21 protein-coding genes and 2 riboswitches are annotated in these 20,131 nt (G+C 51.1%); of the genes, 7 read left to right on the top strand and 14 right to left on the bottom strand.

What is annotated here, in order from left to right:
* Nucleotides 1–14 precede the first annotated feature (14 nt).
* Nucleotides 15–115: riboswitch (TPP riboswitch) on the bottom strand.
* A gap of 59 nt (nt 116–174) precedes the next feature.
* From IRJ25_RS06120 to IRJ25_RS06110, 3 genes are all read right to left on the bottom strand, one after another.
* Entirely contained in the window at nt 175–1,374 is a 1,200-nt protein-coding gene (locus IRJ25_RS06120) for a GTP-binding protein (protein ID WP_269317921.1), read from the bottom strand.
* 110 nt (nt 1,375–1,484) lie between these two features.
* Nucleotides 1,485–1,751, bottom strand: coding sequence for a hypothetical protein (locus tag IRJ25_RS06115; protein WP_012726390.1), 267 nt, complete (start codon nt 1,749–1,751; stop codon nt 1,485–1,487).
* A 12-nt stretch (nt 1,752–1,763) separates the two neighbouring features.
* Nucleotides 1,764–2,645: an SMP-30/gluconolactonase/LRE family protein gene (locus tag IRJ25_RS06110; RefSeq protein WP_264092562.1), complete on the bottom strand. Its 882-nt coding sequence runs from the start codon at nt 2,643–2,645 to the stop codon at nt 1,764–1,766.
* Nucleotides 2,646–2,793: 148 nt separating this feature from the next.
* Between IRJ25_RS06110 and IRJ25_RS06105 the strand changes: the two genes are divergently transcribed.
* From IRJ25_RS06105 to IRJ25_RS06095, 3 genes are all read left to right on the top strand, one after another.
* Nucleotides 2,794–3,393: a class I SAM-dependent methyltransferase gene (locus IRJ25_RS06105; protein WP_269317920.1), complete on the top strand. Its 600-nt coding sequence runs from the start codon at nt 2,794–2,796 to the stop codon at nt 3,391–3,393.
* A 657-nt stretch (nt 3,394–4,050) separates the two neighbouring features.
* Nucleotides 4,051–4,350, top strand: a complete 300-nt coding sequence (locus IRJ25_RS06100; protein ID WP_214781231.1) for a hypothetical protein — start codon at nt 4,051–4,053, stop codon at nt 4,348–4,350.
* Entirely contained in the window at nt 4,351–4,665 is a 315-nt protein-coding gene (locus IRJ25_RS06095; RefSeq protein ID WP_214781232.1) for a hypothetical protein, read from the top strand. It abuts the gene before it with no gap.
* Between the two features lie 477 nt (nt 4,666–5,142).
* On the opposite strand, the gene rlmN is transcribed toward IRJ25_RS06095, so the two are convergent.
* Together rlmN and IRJ25_RS06085 are read right to left on the bottom strand one after the other, a co-directional pair.
* Nucleotides 5,143–6,204: a 23S rRNA (adenine(2503)-C(2))-methyltransferase RlmN gene (rlmN, locus tag IRJ25_RS06090; RefSeq protein WP_031423599.1), complete on the bottom strand. Its 1,062-nt coding sequence runs from the start codon at nt 6,202–6,204 to the stop codon at nt 5,143–5,145.
* Nucleotides 6,205–6,269: 65 nt separating this feature from the next.
* On the bottom strand, nt 6,270–7,676 hold the full coding sequence (locus IRJ25_RS06085; RefSeq protein WP_214781234.1) for an amidase family protein: 1,407 nt from the start codon (nt 7,674–7,676) through the stop codon (nt 6,270–6,272).
* A 113-nt stretch (nt 7,677–7,789) separates the two neighbouring features.
* On the opposite strand from IRJ25_RS06085, the gene IRJ25_RS06080 reads away from it, so the two are divergent.
* The 4 genes from IRJ25_RS06080 to IRJ25_RS06065 all read left to right on the top strand — a co-directional run bounded on the left by IRJ25_RS06080 (nt 7,790) and on the right by IRJ25_RS06065 (nt 9,817).
* Nucleotides 7,790–7,951, top strand: a complete 162-nt coding sequence (locus tag IRJ25_RS06080; RefSeq protein ID WP_168169845.1) for a hypothetical protein — start codon at nt 7,790–7,792, stop codon at nt 7,949–7,951.
* 44 nt (nt 7,952–7,995) lie between these two features.
* Nucleotides 7,996–8,095, top strand: a riboswitch (SAM riboswitch).
* A gap of 67 nt (nt 8,096–8,162) precedes the next feature.
* Nucleotides 8,163–8,687: a peptide-methionine (S)-S-oxide reductase MsrA gene (gene msrA, locus IRJ25_RS06075; protein ID WP_269317919.1), complete on the top strand. Its 525-nt coding sequence runs from the start codon at nt 8,163–8,165 to the stop codon at nt 8,685–8,687.
* A 101-nt stretch (nt 8,688–8,788) separates the two neighbouring features.
* Complete coding sequence (locus IRJ25_RS06070; protein WP_269317918.1) at nt 8,789–9,313, top strand: DM13 domain-containing protein; 525 nt, start codon at nt 8,789–8,791, stop codon at nt 9,311–9,313.
* Between the two features lie 372 nt (nt 9,314–9,685).
* Entirely contained in the window at nt 9,686–9,817 is a 132-nt protein-coding gene (locus tag IRJ25_RS06065; RefSeq protein WP_255344469.1) for a hypothetical protein, read from the top strand.
* A 469-nt stretch (nt 9,818–10,286) separates the two neighbouring features.
* On the opposite strand, the gene IRJ25_RS06060 is transcribed toward IRJ25_RS06065, so the two are convergent.
* The 9 genes from IRJ25_RS06060 to araB are packed head-to-tail and all read right to left on the bottom strand — an operon-like array spanning nt 10,287 to nt 20,078.
* The gene (locus IRJ25_RS06060) at nt 10,287–11,231 is read right to left on the bottom strand and encodes a glycoside hydrolase family 43 protein (RefSeq protein ID WP_214781240.1); all 945 of its coding nucleotides are present in this window, start codon (nt 11,229–11,231) and stop codon (nt 10,287–10,289) included.
* Nucleotides 11,228–12,175 (bottom strand): glycoside hydrolase family 43 protein, encoded by a 948-nt coding sequence (locus IRJ25_RS06055; RefSeq protein ID WP_031423589.1) that lies wholly within the window; start codon nt 12,173–12,175, stop codon nt 11,228–11,230. The genes IRJ25_RS06060 and IRJ25_RS06055 overlap by 4 nt, the downstream gene beginning before the upstream one ends.
* Nucleotides 12,172–13,341, bottom strand: coding sequence for a sn-glycerol-1-phosphate dehydrogenase (locus tag IRJ25_RS06050; protein WP_269317917.1), 1,170 nt, complete (start codon nt 13,339–13,341; stop codon nt 12,172–12,174). Before IRJ25_RS06050 ends, IRJ25_RS06055 begins: the two co-directional genes overlap by 4 nt.
* Nucleotides 13,338–14,342 carry an aldose epimerase family protein gene (locus IRJ25_RS06045; protein ID WP_269317916.1) on the bottom strand — a complete coding sequence of 335 codons (1,005 nt, stop codon included), beginning with the start codon at nt 14,340–14,342 and terminating at the stop codon, nt 13,338–13,340. The genes IRJ25_RS06050 and IRJ25_RS06045 overlap by 4 nt, the downstream gene beginning before the upstream one ends.
* 15 nt (nt 14,343–14,357) lie before the next feature.
* The gene (locus IRJ25_RS06040; protein ID WP_214690852.1) at nt 14,358–14,591 is read right to left on the bottom strand and encodes a DUF6171 family protein; all 234 of its coding nucleotides are present in this window, start codon (nt 14,589–14,591) and stop codon (nt 14,358–14,360) included.
* Nucleotides 14,592–14,598: 7 nt separating this feature from the next.
* On the bottom strand, nt 14,599–16,122 hold the full coding sequence (locus IRJ25_RS06035) for an alpha-N-arabinofuranosidase (protein WP_269317915.1): 1,524 nt from the start codon (nt 16,120–16,122) through the stop codon (nt 14,599–14,601).
* Nucleotides 16,123–16,166: 44 nt separating this feature from the next.
* Nucleotides 16,167–17,654, bottom strand: a complete 1,488-nt coding sequence (araA, locus tag IRJ25_RS06030; RefSeq protein ID WP_269317914.1) for an L-arabinose isomerase — start codon at nt 17,652–17,654, stop codon at nt 16,167–16,169.
* A gap of 34 nt (nt 17,655–17,688) precedes the next feature.
* Nucleotides 17,689–18,387, bottom strand: a complete 699-nt coding sequence (araD, locus tag IRJ25_RS06025; protein WP_214781254.1) for an L-ribulose-5-phosphate 4-epimerase — start codon at nt 18,385–18,387, stop codon at nt 17,689–17,691.
* Nucleotides 18,381–20,078 carry a ribulokinase gene (gene araB, locus IRJ25_RS06020; RefSeq protein WP_269317913.1) on the bottom strand — a complete coding sequence of 566 codons (1,698 nt, stop codon included), beginning with the start codon at nt 20,076–20,078 and terminating at the stop codon, nt 18,381–18,383. Before araB ends, araD begins: the two co-directional genes overlap by 7 nt.
* Between the last annotated feature and the right edge of the window lie 53 nt (nt 20,079–20,131).

The raw sequence follows: 20,131 nt of genomic DNA, 5'->3' as shown, positions 1-20,131 counted from the left end.
ATACAAACTTGCATAGAGAAAGTGCCGCACTTCCTCACGCCAGTATTACCTGGATCGAGTTATAAGGGATCGGAGCCATGCTCACATCTCAGCCGAAGCACCCCTAGTGCAGTCATTGATATGCGGTTACTTATGCAGTCACAGTATAGCGATGTTTCGTCAGTTTGTAAACGGTCAATCTGAATAGGTGACGAGTTGGCCAGTACCAGGAAGTGGGTCATGGAACGAATCCCACTCCGCTACCATCTCCTCATCCGTCAACAAACAGGCGTCAAGTGATTGCTCGACCGCATCCCGGTCCATCCGTTGACCGATAAGGACCAATTCGTTCTGTCGGTCTCCGTACGGCTCGATGTAGTCCTCGCGCAGTTCAGGTTCTGAGGAGAACATGGCCTCTCGTTCACTCTCGGGAAGGGTCGCTAACCAACGACCGGCATGTTCGAGCGTCGATGCGTATCCGGCCTGGGAGTAGAGACAGGCAAGGTCGTTCCGTGACGCGATCCACAAGAAGCCTTTGGCGCGGACGATTTCTTCAGGGTAATGCTCCATCCAATTCATCAAACGCTCAGGGTGGAACGGTCGACGACGACGGTAGACGAACGAGCTGATGCCATACTCTTCCGTTTCCGGCGTATGTTCTTCTGCCTCAAGTTCTTGAATCCATCCCGCCGCACGCATCGCCTGATCGAAATCGAACAACTGGACATCGAGTAGATCGTCTAACGCAACGTCGGAGTACGTTGAAGTCAATAATCGGGCGCTTGGGTTGAGTGTCTTAAGTAGCCCCTTCATCTCCTGCAGTTCCGCTTCAGACACCCGGTCTGCCTTATTCAACACGATGATATCCGCAAATTCGACTTGATCGACGAGTAGGTCGACGACTTCACGGACATCTCCTGTATCGACGGCTTGTTGACGTTCCATGAGCGATTCACCAGAATTGAAATCTTTGAAGAAACGATACGCATCGACGACAGTGACCATCGCATCGATATAGACACGGCTCGTCAAATCGATTCCGAGCGCATCATCGGCATACGTGAATGTCTGCGCAACGGGAATCGGTTCAGAGATACCAGAAGACTCGATGATGATGCCATCGAGGTCGCGATCCTTTGTCAACTCATAGACCGCTGTCAGCAAATCCTCACGTAGGGTACAACAGATGCACCCGTTCGAGAGTTCGACTAATTTTTCATCGGTACGGGAGAAACCACCCTGTTCAATCAATTTCTCATCGATGTTCAACTCGCTCATATCGTTCACGATGACCGCATATTTTTTATCTTCCCGGTTATGTAAGATGTGGTTGAGCAGTGTCGTCTTTCCGCTACCAAGATAACCCGAGAGTACTGTAATTGGAATTCGTTTCATATTGATGAACCTCCATTAAATCGTAATCATTACTTTTTATATATTGAAATGACTGATTCGATTTGTCAACAAAAAACACGCCATACGGACGTGTTTTGAAAAACATGCTCTTATTCTTCCAACGCTTTTCGTTCTGCTTCCGAGCGTGGATAGGCGTTCGCTTGCCACTCCGCCCGATAGATGGAGTCGAGTTGCGTCAACCCGACCTCATCCTCGTCCTTGTCAGAATCGACACTCGGCACCTCGTCCCATTTTGGGTCGAGATAAGAATGATCTTCTTCCCGCGCTCGATTTTCTTGCAACTTTTGAATCCCCATCTTGACCGCTGCCGCAACTGCCAACCCAATACCCGCTCGAACTAACAGTCGTTTCACCATTGCATGTCCTCCTCAACGCCCAAAGCGATAAAGCGGCATCCCTTTCACCTCTGTATCGATGATAAATACCGATCCAGCATCCGGATATTCGGCTAACGCTTCCTCATCCATCCCCTCACGAGCCGTCGTGATGGCCAATCGATTGAGCCCATCCCCGATGAAGGCGCAGGATGTGACATTCGGTGCAGGAACGTGAACTTCTAACAGCTTTTCACCGGTTGATGGATTCCAGCGAGATACTTTACCTCCGGCGTAATGCGCAATCCATAAACATCCTTCCGTATCTGATGTCATACCATCCGGGAAGCCATCCTCGTCCGCAAAATCGATGACGACCTTTCCATTTGATAACGTACCCGCCTTCAAATCGAAATCATATTGGCGAATCGTTTCAGTCGGTGTATCGATATGATAAAAAACGGAATGGTCAGGACACCACGTCAACCCGTTCGAAAGTGTGAGCTCATCCATGAGTGTCGTCGTCGTACCATCCCGATCGACACGATACAATGTCGCTTGATTCTCTTTGTCTTCGAGATGAAGTGTTCCGGCGAAGATTCGACCGTATGGATCGGCTTTTCCGTCATTGAACCGCAATTGACCGTCCGGATCATCCAACTCGACAATCTTCTTCAAGTCCCGATTGATCTCATCCCACTCATAAATGCCGTCCTTCAAACCAAGGACAACGCCATCCGTCACTTTCGGAATGACGAAACCGACTTGTTTCCCGACTTCAAACGACGAGATTTCATCCTCACGTTCGTCATACCACCACAATGTATGGCCTTCGATATCTACCCAATAAAACCGCTTCAGCTCGGCATCCCAACACGGACCTTCACCAAGCGTATTTCGTACACGAATCCACAACGACGCATCTACTTTCTCCATCACTTAGCCTCCACTCTATCCATTAGTTCAGAAATCTATTCCCCTCTCGCATTGGGACTATGCATGAATCCAGAAAATCGTGTTGGATTTTCACCGTCGTCCGTTCGTTTTGCTATAGTGAAAGAAACGTAGCGAGGGAGTGAATGGCTTGTCGAAATGGGATGAACGATTTAGTTCGGAAGAGTATGTGTATGGGACAGAGCCAAACGAATTTTTACGCGAATGGGTCACGTCTCATCAACCTGAAAGAAAACGTGTATTGGCCATCGCGGAGGGCGAAGGTCGAAACGCGGTGTGGCTCGCCACGCTCGGCTTTGAAGTCGAGATATGGGACGTTTCTATAGCAGGGATCGACAAAGCGAAACGATTGGCGACGTCACGAAACGTGTCCATTCAGACGAAACAGATCGACTTGAATGAAGCCGATTGGCCAAACAAGGCGTATGACATGGTCATCTGTATCTTTGGCCACTTTCCTCCACACGTCAGAGAAAAGGTGTTTACGGGTATCCAACAAACGCTTCGACCTGGTAGTTTGTTCCTGAGTGAAGTCTACTCTACACATCAACTCGCTTACGGGACAGGTGGACCAAACGACGCCTCACTTCTTTACACCGAAGAGATGTTCCACCAACTAGAGGACGATTTCGTACCGCTCGTCTTACATGAGACGGTCGTCTGGCGAGAAGAAGGCACGCTTCATCACGGCGAATCTGCTGTGATTCAATATGTCGGGCAAAAACGGTAAACGAACGGCCTTTTCGTTTAAACGAGCCCAGTTTTATGGACTGAGTAACTCGAATTCTATACGGCAATCAGATGGCTCCGGTATTGCTCCGGGGTCATCTCTTTTATATTCCGCTGTTTGTGTTCGTTGCTGGAAACAATTCTGTATAGGAGTGTCACAAAGCAAAGAAGGCTAGTCATTTATCACGTATCCTTCGCAATCATATAGATGTAATGTGTTTCCGCATATAGATCTATTACCTTGGGCAAACGACAATGGCGAATATCCGGCGCTCTAATCCGTTCATAATAACTTTTGAAAATTATCTAGTTACAAGAGTTTTTCATTTTATAAATTTATTGGTTCGTTTGTACTTAGTACTTTTTTTATTGGTTCGTTTGTACTTAGTACTTTTAATGTTTTTTTCGACTTTTTAAAAATTTAATAGGAATGAATGCTATCTTTCTTAAACACAAAACAAAGAAAAACACTTATTCTTCATAAATTATTGATTGTTTTAATGAAAGTGCCATTGAGATAAATTAGATCATCATTATGGAAAATTGTTGGTGAATATTCATTAGGATTTTCACAATATTTGGTATTGGTAAAATTACAACTATGGTGTAAAATTACACTTATCAATAGTGCAAGCTGAAAAGAGAAGGGGGTATTTCCTTGAAAATTATTAAAACATTTAGTTTTTGGTTTGTGTTAGTCTCTATATTTGTTTGTTATTTGAATTTTACCGACCAGGATGATAAAGGCCTATTATTCTTTTTCTTCGGATTAGATCCAATCCTATATCATATGGTTTACAGTGAAACATTTCGAAGTTTTATATTTGATGAATCAGCTGACGAAATTTTGTGGGGAGGCTATCTTCTTCGAGTGATAATCGGATTGTTTTACGGTTTAACTCTAGATTTTATACTGTATCAGGTAAAAAACAAGAAGAAAAATAAAGGAGGAAAGTGAATGAAGAATCCTTACTTTTTATTGGTTATCAGCCTTTTAACAGCAACAATATTGTGTGTTTTCGGTCAAGGGATCGCCTACTTTTTAAGTGATCACATTGTTGATATCTATCCGATTTACTATCTAACAGGGTTGAGCATCTTAGGATGGATATTATATTTGTTAAGTTTCATCATGTTCTTGATGTTTCGTATAGTTTTTAAGATAAAAGACTCTAACTATATACAGTATCAGGGATTTATCATGATTGGATTTATTTCGGCCCCGTTTGTTGTTAGTTGGTCATTCTTTGTCGTTGCCATGTGGTGGGGTTAAGTTTTACTTATGATGAATTATAAAATTAAGTGCAACGGCCAAAAGTGAACACAAAAAACCTTGACGCTTTCCTTGTGTCGAATGAAATTACCACACATATATTCAGACATAGGAAATCTCATGAGCCACACCACCTTACCACAATAAAACGTGTGAAGTAGAGACCTATGTGAAGCTCGGAATGTCCATCTGGTCCATCTCAAGACGGGGCCGCTACGAGAAGTCGAAGGCCAATTGTGACACAACGACGAAGCTCGACGACAAGACGCGCCGGGCAATCATCGGGAAGCTGCGAGCGACCTGGTCGCCGGAACAAATTATCTTCTCCACCATCTATCGTTAGATCTATTCGAAACGAATCGACTTGCCACGACCGTGCTCGACCAAAAAGGGAAACGTCAAAAACCCTGAATGAGCACTTTTTATCAAGTGTCTATCATTCAGGGTTCAGTTCAATCTCCCGGAGTGGCCATTTTTTTACTTCGCGCCTTCGACGTTCATATGCTTACTGCGGAGTTGTCCGCATGCCGCATCGATGTCTGTCCCGTGCTCGAGACGGACACCAGTGTTGACGCCACGTTTTTTCAAGATATCGTAGAACGCCATGATGTCCTCAGGCGTGCTTCGCTCATATTGGATGTGCTCGTTGACCGGGTTATATGGAATCAAGTTGACGTACGACTTGTCTTTGATGTCTTCGATCAAGTCGGCGAGTTCTTCCGCATGTTCCGGCAAATCGTTCACTTTCGAGAGCAGGATATACTCGAAGGTGATTCGTTTGTTCGTCTTCTCGACGTAATAGCGAATCGACGGCATGAGTTTATCAAGCGGGAACGCCCGGTTGATTTTCATGATGCGAGTACGTAATTCATCGTTTGGCGCATGTAGAGAGAGCGCCAAGTTGATGCGTAAGTCGAGGTCTGCGAACTTGTAGATCTTATCCGCGAGACCACTCGTCGACACGTTGATTTTACGCGGAGCAATAGCAAGTCCACGCTCATCTTTGACGACACGCAAGAAGTCGACCAAGTTGTCGAAGTTATCGAACGGTTCACCGATTCCCATAACGACGATATGGCTGACGCGGTCCCCTTCACCCTCTTCATCGAGGAAGTGTTGGACGGTCATGATCTGCTCGACGACCTCACCCGCCGTCAAGTCACGCGTCTTTTTCAACAAGCCGCTCGCACAGAAACTACAGCCGATGTTACAACCGACCTGAGTCGTCACACAGACCGAACGTCCGTATTTGTGACGCATGAGCACCGTCTCGATGTAGTGCCCGTCATGTAATTTAAGTAAGAATTTGACCGTCCCGTCGCCCGCTTCTTGTTTGACGAACAGTTCTTGTGTCGAGATGACATATTTCTCTGTTAAGTAATCACGCACCTCATCACGTACGTTGAGGTCGTCCATCGATTTGACCCGGTCGATGTAGAGCGAGTCCCAAACTTGACGTGCGTGGAAGGCACCGTATCCCGCTTCCGTACACTCGTTTGTGAGTTGATCGAACGTCAACCCGTATATAGATGATTTCATTGTAATCTGTCCTTTCTCTAATCCGCATACGTACCATTGTAGCGGACGTGAGAGACGGGTGCAACTTACGAATAATCTGGAGGCGTCGGTCGTGTGACGAACTGTTCGAACGCATAAGCGACTCGGATTAAATCACGCTCCGCATAGCTCGTCCCCGTGAACGAGAGACCGAATGGGGCACCGCTCTTTTTCAATTGATATGGGATTGTAATCGTCGGATGACCTGCTTTTGCAGCCATGTCATAGTTCATGTCATGTGGCAGCACGAGTGCGTCCAGTTTATGTGACGCAAGCAATGTGTCAATCCCTTCCGTTTTGGCGAGACGGACGTCCTCGATGCGACGGTTGAGATAGTTCGCTTCAGTCAGTTTTCCAGATTTGACGTTCGCTTCTTCAAAGATGGTCTGACCGTGCGGAATCGATTCAGGATGTTCCGAGTTCCACTCGATCAAATCGGAAAGCGTTTTAAACGGCACGGTCGTGATGGCAAGATACGCCTCGACCCCGAGCTTGAATTCGTCGAACAGGATGTCCGCCTGTTCTAGCGCCTCATGCTTTGGTAGCGTGACCTCGACGAGTTCGACCTCGGCTTGCCGTAGCAATCGGAGCGCGCCTTCGTACAATCCGACTTCTTCTTCAGAAATGTCCGGTTTGACGAACCCGACGCGCATCCCAACCGCCTGCCTCACATCGAGACATGTCACGTATGGGGGACCGACCGGTGTCTCGAGAGTCGCGGGATCCGATTCATCCTCACCGCACATCGATTGTAAGGCGATGACCGCATCACGAAGCGTACGCGCCATCGGTCCCGCCGTATCTTGAGAACGTGAAATCGGGATGATTCCGGAGCGACTGATCAATCCGACGGTCGGTTTGATCCCGACAATGCTGTTATGGACACTCGGATGGACGATTGAACCGCTCGTCTCAGACCCGACTGCGAGAAGCGTGAGGTTTGCCGCGACCGCCGAAGCCGACCCTGAGCTTGATCCACCGACATCCAACCCGTCGCCGTATGGGTTCATCGTCTGTCCACCGACGGCACTCCAGCCGTTCGGCATATTTTCCGTTAAAAAGTTCGCCCACTCGGACAGGTTCGCTTTGCCAAGGATGATGGCCCCGTCAGCCCGCAACCGTTTGACGAGCTCGGCATCTCGAGCGGCGAAATGATGTCGCATCGCGGCAGCACCTGCAGTCGTTCGCATCAGACCGTTCGTCTCGATATTGTCTTTGATTAAGACGGGAATGCCGAGTAGCGGTTTGCGTACCCCTTTTCGGTAGGCCCGGTCTGCTGCCTCTGCCTCGAACAGCGCGTCCGGATTGACTTGAATGACGGCGTGAAGTCGTTCATTATACGTCGCAATCCGTCCTAAATAGTAGGCGGTCACGTCTCTCGCCGTGAATTGTCCTTCTTTATACCCACGATGCGCACCTTCAATCGTCAGTTCATGTAATTGGATTTGTTCCATCCTACATTCCTCCTTTACCTCTCCCCCTTTATTCGTGCTCTACGTCTGATTTCCTTTTCGTATCGCCAAGTCGATGTGTTCTTGATACACTTAAGAAAAAACAGGAGGTCCCAATGACACGCTCCTATGTCTTTGTGTTGCTTGCCGTATTCGGTCTATTTTTCTTACAGCTATACGGGGAGAATGTGCCGTATGGTACGCTCATTTCCATCGGGTTGATTGGATTCATCATCGTCTTGACGGTTTTTCAGTTGAAACGAAAACCGAATCATTGACGAATGTATTTTGAGGGTGGTATGATGCTCTCACCAACTACATATCGATATCAAGAGTGAACGAGAGACCTGGCTCCGCGACTTCACAGCAACCTGCCTTAGGCAAGGTGCTACGACCAGCAAGGGAAACCTTGGACGATATGACGAAAGCGCTCATGTCATCCGACGTGAGCGCTTTTTTGTTGAATGACGATTTGGAGGGAACGACAGTATGGAAAAAGCAACATTCGCAGGCGGCTGTTTTTGGTGCATGGTGACACCATTTGAAGAATTACCAGGGATTGAAGGAATCGTGTCCGGCTATATGGGCGGACAGGTCGACAATCCAACATATGAACAAGTGAAAACAGGGACGACGGGGCACCTCGAGGTCGTTCAAATCACATATGATCCATCTCTTTTCTCATATGAGCGTCTTCTTGAGCTGTATTGGATTCAGACAGACCCGACGGACGATGGTGGTCAATTCCAAGACCGGGGACCTCAGTATGCCCCAGCCATCTTCTATCACACCGAAGAACAACGAGTCGCGGCTGATGCGAGTCGCGATGTGTTGGCGGCAAGTGGTCGATTCACGGCTCCGATCGTCACGAAAATCATTCCGGCGACGACGTTCTTCGCTGCAGAAGACTACCATCAGGATTATCATAAAAAGAATCCGAAGCATTATAAGGAGGACCGGGCCATCTCGGGACGCGACGAGTTCATCGAGGAAAACTGGACGGAAACCGTATAACGGTCTTCAGACGCGAATGTTAGCATTCGCGTCTTTTAATTAGCACATTAATCGGGAATTGGGAAATAACCGTTCATACATCCGAAAAGGAGGACTCATATATGAAAACAAGCACGAAACTCATCATCGGTGTGATTGGCGTAGCCGTAATCACTGTTGCCTGGTGGCTCATCTCCCCACTATTCTTAACCGAGACGGTCGATGAAGGATTGCCGCAGACAGCAGTCGAATCACCAGCTCCAGAGGAAGAGGAATCAGATCAAGAGACGTCCGAGACACCGGAAGCACAACCGAGTCCAACCGAAGTAGCGGGTGTGTTCATGGACGGGGAGAAAAATTATAAGACGACCGGCACAATCCGCTCGGTCGAGGTAGAAGACGGGACGTACCTTCGATTTGAAGAATTTGAGACGACAAACGGTCCTGATTTATTCGTCTATTTGACGAAACCAGGACAGGAGACGACCGAAGGCGTCAGTCTAGGGGCGCTAAGAGGGAACATCGGGAATCAAAACTATTTGATCCCTACTGATGTGAATCTAGAAGAGTACAACACCGTCGTCATCTGGTGCCGTGCGTTCAGCGCGACGTTCGGGACGGGAGAACTGACTGGATCAAGTGAATGAACAGACTGAAGGGTGGCTGAATGAATCGGCCACCCTCTTTTCATTTGAAATCGGCTGAAATAATATAAAACAATCATCAATCTTCAATTGCGTATATGCAAAGCGTTTCGCCGTCCGCGACACCTTCAAGTTTGCGCAAGAGAATCAGAATATCCTCCGCTGGACGTCAACTCGTTCCGCAACGCTATACTCTTTTAGATGCGTAAACTGGCGAAAGTGCAACATATGAATGAGAATAGCGAACCCATCAAAAATTCGGTCCGACGCTCAATCAGTACACAAATTTCCCATCATGTCGATGACTTAATCAATAAGCAAGTGTCGTGCGGGAACCCATTGAGTACCAAAAGCAATAGAAGGACACACTAACTTATGAGAGCAGATGAATCTTATGTGACCACTCGTCCGTCCGTTCACGATGGGACAACTGCTGACGCTTCAGCCGAAAACCGTCACGGTTCTTATCTATGGAAAACTGTACAACATCCGGATATCCGTATCTGACCATCATCTATTAAATGATATTTCGTATTGCGAGATAGTCTTGCTTCCCATTAATTTCGAACGGGCATGGCTGTTACTCGACATCCCAGAAACATCGCCACAACTCGAATGTGAACTGAACTAATTTATGGATACTACAAGTCTGTCACTGACTTGCTAAATGAAGGAATCTGATGCGATGGCCAAGATGAAGAAGAACGAAGAACGGAGAGCCAATCTCGAAACACTATCGGACTAAATAGGACAAGAGCTCGACAGCTACCTTGAGAGTCCGGAAAAAATCTGGGAACATCTCCAATTTCTCCTCAAACAAGTAAGTAAAATTGTCGACAAATGTATCTGTTGGCCGGCAATTACACTTACTTAAACATCATTTATATTGGTTAAAAATTATGTTTATCAACCTGCTTTGTGCATATATTCTCTGAATGATAAGATATGACATCAATCACTTAAATGGTTTTATTTCTCATTGAGGAGACCCAAACTCCGGGCGCCCTTCTTCATTCCACGTGAACACTTGTGCACGCGTATGACGGTTCGGATCGTAGAGTGGGTCCCCTTCGATTTCCGTATACGTCCGAGCATGGTAAATCAGAACGTCTTCTCCTTTTTCGTTCACGGAAAAACTGTTGTGACCGGGACCAAATTGACTTACGTCTACATTCGTCTGGAACACCGGTCGGAACGATTTCGACCACGATGCCGGGTTTAACACATCAGCGTCGTCCGAGGCGCACAACATACCCATGCAGTAATTCTCATCGGTCGCACTCGCCGAATACGTGATGAAGATGTGGCCGTTTCGCTTCAATACAGCCGCCCCCTCATTGACGAGGAAACCACGTGTCTCCCAATCATACTCAGGCTTCGTCAGCATGACTTGCGGCAATTTGATCGTCCATGGATTTTCGAGTTCGGCGATGTATAAATTAGAGTTCCCCTCGATGGCCGGATCTTTTTGAGCCCACACCAAATAGTGAGTCCCTTTATGATCAAACACGGTTGCATCGAGTGCGAATGAATCCCACTCGGTCTGAATTTGGCCTTTTTCGGCCCATTCCCCTTCGAGCGGATTTGCCGATTCGTTCTCCAATACGAACATGCGGTGGTCGAAGAGACCGTTGACGATGCCCCGCGACTTCGCGGCCGCAAAATAGAGGTACCACTTGCCGTGAATGTAATGCAGTTCAGGAGCCCAAATCAAGTCGCTCATCGGGCCTGTCTCGTGTTTGACCCATGCGATCACCGGCTCCGCCGTCCGAAGCGCTTGAAGCGACTTGGCGCGGCGTAACTCAATCAAGTCATACTCAGGCACCGACGCCGTGAAGTAGTAATAGCCATCCGTATGCAAGTAGACCCATGGGTCGGCCCGCTGTTCTAAAATCAAATGTCGATCCTCTACTTGGTTCATCTTACTACCTCCTCGTCACGTATCGGTCGGCCGAACACAGGACCGGCTTCATCCCATATGAACGGTTGGACACGCGTATGTCGATTCGGGTCCCAAAGCGGGTCCCCGACAATTTCTTTATAGTTGCGGGCGTGGTAGACGAGTATGTCTGTCCCGTCTTCTAATGTCGTAAAACTGTTGTGGCCCGGTCCATACTGACTCGCCGCTTCATCGGTTCCAAAGACCGGTTCGGGATGCTTCGTCCAACTCGCCGCGTCCAATAAATCGCTCGTCACCGTAGCGCGCAGAAGACCCATGCAGTAGTGATGGTCCGTCGCACTCGCAGAGAACGTGATGTAGATGTGGCCTTTCCGTTTCAAGACGGCCGGGCCCTCGTTCACGAGGAACCCAATCTTCTCCCAGTCATACTCCGGCGTCGCAATCATCGTCTGTGGCCCTGTGAGCGTCCACGGATTCTCCATCTCCGAGATGTAGAGGTTCGAGTTGCCATCGATGGCCGGGTCTTTTTGGGCCCACACATAATAGAGGCGCCCCTCGTGCTCGAACGTCGTCGCATCAAGCGCGAACGATTCGCACCAAGTCCGGACCTGTCCTTTTTCGACCCATTCCCCTTCGAGCGGATTCGCCGAGCTGTTCTCGAGCACATACATCCGATGATCGAAGACGTGATCTTCTCGCGCGGCCGCGAAATAGAGGTACCATTTCCCTTGGATATGATGTAATTCCGGGGCCCAGATGTTCGCACTCATGATGCCCGTCTCACGTTTGGTCCAGACGACTCGTTCTTCCGCCTCGGTCAAAGCCGCGAGCGTCTTCGCCCGACGGAGCGGGATGCCCGTGAAGTCCGGCAACGAGGCCGTGAAGTAATAATAGCCATCTGTATGGCGCATGATCCATGGGTCCGCTCGTTGTTCCACTAGCGGATTCGTAATCGTCTCTCTCATAAAGAACGCTCCCCTATCTCAGATTCTGTTCGGTTCAAACTCATATGTTTTAACAGTGTGTGTCGTTCTCTCAAACGGTACGCCTCTCTCTTGCTACTCGCCAACAGGAGCGAGGAGACCCCGATCTCGTCCGGCCGCAGCGGTGCTTGTAACGCGTGGAAGATGTGTTCGAGCTCTTGCCGCGTCGGCATCTGCTCGGCCCACGCCCGTAGCGCGCCCGGCGTGTCGGACCATTCAAGCATCATTGTTTTATAGGAATCGATGAGTTCAATCGTGGCGATGGCGACTTTCGTTCCATGGAGGACCGCCGGACGATGGTTGGCGATGAAGTCCATCTCCCAATAGTGGGACAAGTGATGCTCACCCCCGGAAGCTGGATGCGAATGACCGAAAATCAACATGGCGACTCCGGACAATAGTAACGACTCCATCAGTTGATCCAATCCGTCCGCGTCTCGTTTATAGATGGCAGGCAAGGCGTCCACACACGATTGTAACGCCTGTTCCGTCAGTGATGCGGCGCCCGGACAAAACGGTTCACCGCCGTCAAATGCTCCGAACCGCCAGTCCAACAAAGACGTGTATTTCCCGAGCATATCGCCGACCCCGGCCGCGATCAACGCGTCCGGCGCCTTCCGAATCACCTGACTCGGGACGAACACCGCAATCGGAGAAACAAGCTGGTACGTGATTTTCTTGCCTCTCACAATGAGAGGCGCCCCTTTCGACGTGAAGCCGTCCACTGACGGCGCGGTCGGCACCGAGATGAACGGTACTTTCGTTTTGGCCGCACAGAACCGGGTGATGTCATGAATCGTGCCTGCACCTAGCGCAATGAGCGCGTCGACGGTTTCATCTTGTTGAAGCAATACTTGTACGACCGAGCGCTCCTCCGCCAACACGTCGCCTTGCTCATCCGCTTGAAGCGAGACGAGCGACACATCAACTCCGATATCAATCAAGGCTTCTCGTAGTGGGAGAAACCCGACGCGCTCGGTATTCATGTCGGCGACGACGAGGAGACGGTTCCACTCTTTTTCGTGGACGAACGCAGCCAATTCGACCCAGACGTGTTCGGACGCGACCATCCGTTCAATCGTGATCGCGTGATGGGGGTTCCCGCAATCACAAGCTTGAACGTGTTCGTTAATCTGTTCGAGGTTCATCGGCTGACTCCTGTCTCGACGCGGTACGTCGTTTGCCAACGGTACGTGTCTCCCACCTTCAAGCGAATCGACGGGAACGTTTCGTGGTGAACTGCATCAGGGAGGTGTTGCGGTTCCAGACAGACGCCGTAGTGACGTCTCGACGTCCCTTCACGCAATGAAGTCGTCTCGTTCATCTGATTGCCCGAATAGAGGATGATGGCCGGGGCCGTCGTCGAGATCGTCAACTCTCGCTGTGACTCTCGCTCATATAGTCTCGCTTCCCGTCGCTCCGCGAAGACGAACGGATGGTCATAGCCGTTGACCAATTCGTTTTGTGGATGGGTTGACTCGAGACCGACCGCCAAGACACGACCAGACCGGAAATCAAACGCTGTCTGATCGACTTCAAGCAAGCGACCCGTCGGAATCAAATCATCCCGCAGCTCAGCGAACGTGTCGGCGGACAACGTAAGCTCTTGGTTCAAGATGTCCCGCTCACCTCCGCTCAAGTTGAAATACGTATGGTTCGTCAAATCACACACCGTATCTTGATCAGAGGTCGCCTCGTATGTGATGGTGACGCCGTGGTCGGCCAGTTCGAACGTGGCGCGGACATCGAGTGTCCCGGGATATCCGTTCTCTCCGTCCGGACTGACGCAATGAAGCGTCACACGGTCGGACGTCCTCTGTTCGACCGTCCAGACGCGACGGTGCAACCCTTCTCCGCCATGAAGGTGATGGACACCTTCATTCGCGGGCACGTGATACGTCACGCCATCCAGGTCGAACGTACTCTGGTCGATCCGTCCGGCGACCCGTCCGATCGTCGCACCCAAATAATACGTGTCCTGCATGTACGCCTCGACTGTGTCGTACGACAAGACGATATTTTTCCAGCCGTCATCCTGAATCGAAAATTCTTGCAACGTCGCTCCGTAAGTCAATATGTTCAATCGATACACATCGTTCTCGAGCGTGATTGTCGACTCGTCAATCGCTGTTTCTAGTTGCCGCTTCATGACATCCACTCCTTTTTACCAAACGTTCACTGGGCAGTGCTTCGTCGCGAGTCGTGCCCGATACGAGACGTAACACCCACATTTCAAGCAAGTATCTTGTTGCTGGAACGGGCAAGCCGCGCAATGGGTGAGGCGTGCCTCATATTCCGTATCCGACACCTGCTCCATGACTTCCGCATCGATGGTCAACAGCCAGTCATGATCTGTCGTTTGCGGTGGACAGGTCCGACATCGCCGCGTCTTCGCCACTGTCATCTCAGCGGACCGCGATGGTGATGACGCTCATCGCTGGAACGTCGAGGACGAGCTTGCCGTCTTCCGTGACGGTCACGTCATGGTCCCGTGGTGAGACGAGGTCAGGTTGTTCGAACGTATTGTGGGCGTTCAAATGGTCTGCCGTCAAAATCCGGGCCGACACGACAGAGATGGCGCCGATTCCCCGTAAATCGATTTCGACCGTATCACCTTGCTCGTGGTCGAGTTGGCAGAGGCTGATGTGGAGCACACCTTCCGCACTTCGCGAAGCGGTGGCGTTCACGGCCGGGATGGCTTCATCTTTGGCCACATAGTTACGTGTGTGCGCGGCGAGTTCGACGCGTTCGGCGTCTTGGTGGACGCTGTACATCTCGAACACATGGTATGTCGGCGTGAGGATGAATCGGTCTTCTTCTGTCAAAATCATCGCCTGCAACACGTTGACCATTTGAGCGATGTTCGCCATATGAACGCGGTCGTTATGGTTATGGAAGATGTTGAAATGGACCGCAGCCACGAGTGCATCCCGAATCGAGTTTTGTTGATACAAGAAACCTGGGTTCGTCCCCGGCTCCACATCGAACCACGTGCCCCACTCGTCGACGATCAAGGCGACACGTTTTTCTGGGTCATACTGGTCCATGATCTGGCCGTGTTTCGTGATCAACTCGTCCATATGGAGGGCGCGCTTCAACGTGATGAACCATTCGTCCTCCGTGAAATCGAGAGCCGAGCCTTTGCCCAACCAGAAGTCACCTGGGATCGTGTAGTAATGGAGGCTGAGCCCGTCCATCATCGTCCCTGCTTCCCGCATCAGGACCTCTGTCCATTTATAGTCGTCGATGTTCGCCCCACCGGCGATTTTATAGAGTTTATTGCCGTCGTAGTTGCGGACGTACGTCTGGTAGCGGCGATACAGGTCCGCGTAATATTCAGGGCGCATGTTACCGCCGCAGCCCCAGTTCTCATTCCCGACGCCAAAGTACGTGAGTTCCCACGGCTCGGTCCGGCCGTTCTCTTGTCGCCAGTTCGACATCGGTGACTCGCCACCGAACGTCATGTACTCCACCCATTCCGACATCTCTTGCACCGTTCCGCTTCCGACGTTCCCACAGATGTACGGTTCACACTCGAGCAGCTCACAGAGGCGCATGAATTCATGCGTACCGAAGTGGTTGTTTTCGACGACCCCGCCCCAATGCGTGTTGACCATCCGTTTTCGGTTCTCGTTCGGACCGACCCCGTCCTTCCAGTGGTACTCGTCGGCAAAACAGCCGCCCGGCCAACGGAGGACCGGGATGTTCAATTTCTTCAAGGCGGCGAGCACGTCGTTGCGAATGCCATCCGTGTTTGGAATCGGCGACTCAGGACCGACCCAGAGCCCTTCATAAATACAACGACCTAAATGCTCGGCGAAATGACCATAAATGTGCTTGCTGATCGTCCCTTTGGTTAAGTCGGCATTGACGATGAGCTGTGTCGTCCCTGTCGTCACGTGCGTCGGTTTGATGAGTTGGTTGTTCATTGTATCTCCTCCATGAAGAAGGGCCAACGAAGTGGCCCTTTAGATTATGGTCGATAGTAAAGTTCATTCCAACGTAGTTCGTTGTTAAATTGGACCGTCTCCGTCTTGGCATCGATGACAGCGATTTCAACGTCGAGCATTTCCGCGAAGTCCCGTAGTTGGTCGGTCGTCACTTCATACGAATAGCAGGTGTGGTGCGCCCCACCGGCTTGAATCCAGTTTTCGACAGCTTGCGCCATCGAAGGTTCTGTTTTCCAAAGAACGCGTGCGACCGGCAAGTTCGGCATCGCCTCTTCCGGCTGAATGCCTTCGACCGTGTTGACGAGGAGACGGAAGCGATGGCCGAGATCAATGATACTCGCGTTCAACGCCTTGCCGCTCTGTCCTTCAAAGACGATCCGGGCCGGTGCTTCCCGGTCGCCGATACCGAGCGGATGGACTTCGATTCTTGGTTGATCGACCGCGATCGTCGGACAAATCTCCAACATGTGGGCGCCAAGCACCATCTCGTTGCCCGGCTCGAAGTGGTACGTGTAATCTTCCATGAACGAGGTCCGTTCGTTGTTCGCCATGATTTTCATGAGACGGACCAACGCGGCGGTCTTCCAGTCACCTTCTCCGGCAAAGCCATAGCCTTGCTCCATCAAGCGTTGGACGGCGAGACCCGGCAACTGCTTCATGCCGTGCAAATCTTCGAACGTCGTCGTGAAGGCGGTATAGCCGCCTGCCTCGAGGAAGGCTTTCATACCGAGTTCGATGCGACCCTGGTAACGGACCGAGTCGAGGAACTCCCCTTCTGCCATCCCTTTGTCCATCAGCTCGTAACGAGACGTGTATTCGTCCATCAGCGCATCGAGATTTGTGTCGGTCACGGCGTCCATATATGCGACGAGATCACCGACACCATATCCGTCCACCGTCCAACCGAGGCGGATCTGCGCTTCGACTTTATCGCCTTCCGTCACGGCGACGTTGCGCATGTTGTCACCGAAACGAGCCACTTTTAACACTTTGCTTTCGGCCAACGCATGAGCGACTTTCATCCAGCTCGCCATCTTGCCGCGTGTCGTCTCGTCTTCCCAGTGCCCGACGAGCACTTTGCGTTTGACGTTCATCCGGCTCGTGATAAATCCGTGTTCCCGGTCGCCGTGCGCCGATTGGTTCAAGTTCATGAAGTCCATATCGATCGCATCCCAAGGGATGTCGCGATTGAACTGTGTCCCGAAATGGAGCAACGGTTTTTGTAGGACGCGCATGCCACTGATCCACATCTTCGATGGCGAAAACGTGTGCATCCAGGTGATCACGCCCGCACATGAGTCGTCCGCATTCGCCTGAAGCATCATCTGACGGATCTCTTCTGCATTTTTGACGACGCCCTTGAAGACGATCCGGTCGCTGAAGACGTCGGCCGCATCAAGTCCAGCCACCATCTCTTTTGAATGATCCTCCACTTTCCGAAGCACGTCTTCGCCGTAAAGCATTTGGCTTCCTGTCACGAACCAAAATTCATATGTTTTTGCTGTCAACATCCAAAGTCCCCCTAATGTGAGGGCGAAGTTCCGGTCATTTTTGGCCGTAGTATGCGTTCGCCCCATGTTTTCGCAAATAGTGTTTATCTAAGATGCTCTGTTTAATCGGTGTCAGGCCAGGGTTCAAGTTCAAGGCGTGAAGTCCCATCTTCGCGACTTCCTCGAGGACGACCGCATTGTGGACCGCCTCATTCGCGTCTTTGCCCCAGCAGAACGGTGCGTGATTGGCCACGAGCACGCCCGGCACGGCGACTGCTTCGAGCATTAACTGGTCAAGCGTCTCTAAAATGACGTGGCCGGTCTCGAGCTCATACGCCGTTGCGATCTCTTCGTCTGTCAATTCTCGAGTGCACGGAATCTCGCCATAAAAGTAATCGGCGTGTGTCGTTCCGAACGCCGGGATCGCCCGCTTCGCCTGTGCCCAGCTCGTCGCCCATGGCGAATGGGTATGCACGACCCCGCCAATCTCAGGGAGAGATCGATAGAGCGCGAGATGGGTCGGTGTGTCTGATGAGGGGCGAAGCTCGCCTTCGACGACGTTACCTTCCAAATCGACGACGACCATGTCTTCCACGGTCAATCGTTCGTAAGGGACACCGCTCGGCTTGATGACGACCAATCCGGCGTTCCGGTCGATGCCACTGACGTTGCCCCATGTGAAGGTGACCAAGCCGTGCTGCGGGAGGGCCAAGTTCGCTTCGAGCACGGCTTCCTTCAAATGACGGCTTACCATACCGGCTCCTCCTTCACGCGTGACGCTTCGGCTTTGATTTTTTTCAAGCGTTTCATCACATCGTTTTCACCGCGACCGAAGTAGTCGTATAGTTTCGTGTATTCGGCGAACAGAGCATCATACGTCGCGACGTTTTCCGGGATCGGCTTGTACGTCTCTTCTTTGACACGGCCCATCTTCGCTGCCGCTTCCGTGATCGTGGCGTAACCGCCTCGCTCCGCACCGGCCGCCACCGCCCCGAACATGGCCGACCCGAGGGCAGGCGTTTGCGAGGAGGCGGAGATTTTGATTTCCATGTTCAACACGTCCGCATAGATTTGCATCATGAGTGCGTTCTTCTCGGCGATTCCGCCGGCTGCATATACTTCATGCACAGGGACACCGCTGTTCCGGAACGCTTCCACAATCGTCCGTGTCCCATACGCTGTCGCTTCAATCAATGCCCGGTAAATGTCTTCTGGTTTCGTGAGCAATGTCGCTCCGAGGAGGACACCCGTCAGATTCGTATCGACGAGCGTCGATCGGTTCCCGTTCCACCAGTCGAGGGCGATGAGACCGCTCTCCCCGACACGTTGCCGGGCTGCTTTCTCCGTCAACAACTGATGGATGCCGATACCTTTCAAGGCGGCCTCTTCGACGTAATGTCCTGGGACACACGTCTCGGTGAACCATTCAAAATGGTCCCCGACACACGATTGGCCAGCTTCATAGCCCATCAATCCCGGGATGACACCGTCTTCGACGACACCGCACATGCCTGGGACGACTTGTTCGTCTTTACCGAGTAGGATATGGCACGTCGATGTGCCCATGACCATCAGCATCTTGCCCGGTTCGGCGATTCCGACAGCCGGTACCGCCACGTGGGCGTCGACGTTCGCGACCGCGACGGCCGTGCCTGGAAGGAGTCCGATTCGCGCGGCGAACGCCTCTGTCAGTTCACCCGCCTTGGACCCGATTGGCGCGATGTCGCGCGTTAGTTTCTCTTCGACAACGTTCTCTAGCCGCGGATCGAGCGCTTTAAAGAACTCGATTGACGGGTAGCCGTCTTGTTTATGCCAAATGGCTTTATATCCAGCTGTGCAACTGTTCCGAACGACACGACCTGTCATCTGGGAGACGACCCAATCCGTCGCTTCTAGAATCTGGTCCGCCGCTTCATAGATTGCTGGTGCTTCGTTCAGGATTTGCCACACTTTCGGGATCATCCACTCCGATGAGATTTTCCCGCCATAGCGTTTCAAGAAGTCTTCGCCCCGCTCCGCTGCGATGCGGTTCAACTCGTCCGCCTCGTCTTGCGCGGCGTGGTGCTTCCAAAGCTTCACGTAGCTGTGCGGGTTTTGTTGATGCTCCTCACGGAAACAAAGCGGGTTCAAGTGTTCGTCAATCGGTAAGATCGTGCAGGCTGTGAAATCGATGCCGAGTCCAACAACTTGGTCCGGCATGATCCCCGCCTCTTTCACGACGGCCGGGATCGTAAGTTCTAATACTTCTAAATAGTCTTGCGGATGTTGGAGTGCCCAATCATGCTCGAGACGGGTCACCCCGTCCGGTAAATATTCATCCATGACGCCATGTGTGTACGGTTTGACCGCGGTCGCCACTTCTCGACCTGTCGCTACGTCGACGAGGACCGCACGTCCTGATTGCGTCCCGTAGTCGACGCCGATTGTATAGTTGGCCATATTCATCACCCTACCTTCAAAAGAATACGCTTACATATAGGATGAAAAAAATAAAGTGT

Source organism: Exiguobacterium sp. KJ 601, assembly GCF_027161185.1.
GTDB classification, from domain to species: Bacteria; Bacillota; Bacilli; order Exiguobacteriales; family Exiguobacteriaceae; genus Exiguobacterium; species Exiguobacterium profundum.
Note: the sequence above shows the minus strand (reverse complement) of the source record. Positions and strands in the feature narration are given on the sequence as shown.